Genomic DNA, 1,717 nt, shown 5'->3' with positions numbered 1-1,717 from the left:
TCAAGGTTTGCTTTCTATCAAAGATCTATGGGTAAACATCCATTACCCGGCTACGGCTCGGTAGCTCATGGGAACCGCCTAGTGCGGACCCGCATGCTAGGTGGTGTGGGGGCTGGGGGAGAGAATCCCCCGGCTACCCGATTAAAAAAAAAGCTGTAATTGTGGTCTGTCCCCTAATTGCTCACTGTGGGCTCGCCCTAATTAGCCTCGACAAGAGTCAAGCAAAGACCTGACCCCAAGTTTTATTGTTTATTAGGGTTTAACGGTATTTGCTACTGGCACTCTAGCTTTACATTTATCGTGGTACGTCCCCTATTATTATGGGCCATCGTATCAGCTCGCTTTCGTGAAAATAAGCTACGTATCCAGTTCATAATTTTTGTATTTGCCTACGCGTTGATCATCGGTTTATCCGGCACATTAGTTTGTTGAGGGAAAGTTGTAATTATGGTCTGTCCCCGATAGATTCACGAGGGGGTGACGGTATTTTTATCGTGGTATGTCCCATGTTATCCCTAGAAGAGTCAAGCAAAGATTTGACTCCTATTTTTTCTGAAATTGTAATCTTAATATGGCATCGTCAAAATATTGACGATCTCCATATCCGACAATTTGCAAGATGAGCTATCTCGTCATGAAAATGACAAATGAAATGGAGTGTCATTTTTTCTTCTCATTTCACTTAACCTCCCAAAAAAAGATATCGCACGTTACAGCGCATAACAATTTTAAATCATTATTCTTTGTTGGCCCCTTCCATTTTTTAAATGTTGAATTCCAAGTTTGGTATGAAGGATGCAGAAATAAAGACAAAAAGGTTCTTGAAATAATCAATACTTTGTTCTGTGAAACAGAGGTTAAGGGTGCCTGCAAACACTACAGGGTAATCTAAAGCACGGAATCGTCGCTAAGCGAGCTAGACCACTTCTATCAAATGAGATACTGATTATGATTACAGAATATAATAGCGCCCCAGTTGCGTATACCCCTATAATCAACACTGCCGACATGCTTTCCATCGCTGAAGATAGGTGTCTCCAACTTAGAGAAATGTTTGACGCAGATGAAATGATTCAGGAAGCCCTATGTGAAATAATAGCCCTGGAGAAAGATCTAGCGTAGCCTGGTTGTACCTTACTCTGAGAATGTTGCCGTCGTGGCAGCCTTATCCATATTCGCTAGACCTGGGCTTAATATACTTCCTGTATCTCCTAATGGGCACCAGGTGAAGAGGAAACTTAATATATTTGGCATGCCTACTCCCAAGGCAGGGGCGCTGAGTTTTCACCCCGCTACAGCACAGGTTTTGAGAGGTGCCCTTTGCAGGATTTACGTTAAAAGCACCTGGAACTGAGTTAAAACCGCCACCACGCTTGCCACCAAACCTTTACTGTTTATCGTGTTCTGCCCCGCTTAAAGGAGAAGATCCAAGCAAATACGTGGACCCTATTTCACACGCTCTCCGTTTGTAGCTTCAGCTAATTCAGCGTTGACAATTTGTTTAATTCGCTGCGTTACTATTGCATCTTGCACTAACCATAGTTTAGGAGCTGCGTAACCAGCCATAATTGACAATGCGAACACCTTCGTTAGTGTCTGTCCGCGAGAAGCTATTTATTTGATTTAGTAAGAGAAAATCGCCTTTTAAGGGGTGCTCTTTTTACGATTTCTGGTAAAGTTTTTTTAGTAAGTCGCTAAAATTACTTGATTAACTATT

General features: G+C 42.3%; 1 protein-coding gene. It reads left to right on the top strand.

Annotated features, from left to right (window positions below; translation table 11 throughout):
• Positions 1-948: 948 nt before the first annotated feature.
• The gene (locus JWH17_RS23125) at positions 949-1,122 is read left to right on the top strand and encodes a hypothetical protein (RefSeq protein WP_205225066.1); all 174 of its coding nucleotides are present in this window, start codon (positions 949-951) and stop codon (positions 1,120-1,122) included.
• Positions 1,123-1,717: the final 595 nt, after the last annotated feature.

Origin of the sequence: Desulfogranum marinum (assembly GCF_016918565.1) — a bacterium.
Classification (GTDB): Bacteria; Desulfobacterota; Desulfobulbia; order Desulfobulbales; family Desulfobulbaceae; genus Desulfogranum; species Desulfogranum marinum.
This window is presented reverse-complemented; position numbering and strand designations above follow the sequence as displayed.

Coding starts and splice junctions, on each gene's coding strand:
- JWH17_RS23125 (WP_205225066.1), top strand. CDS start 949: ATGATTACAGAATATAATAGCGCCCCAGTTGCGTATACCCCTATAATC.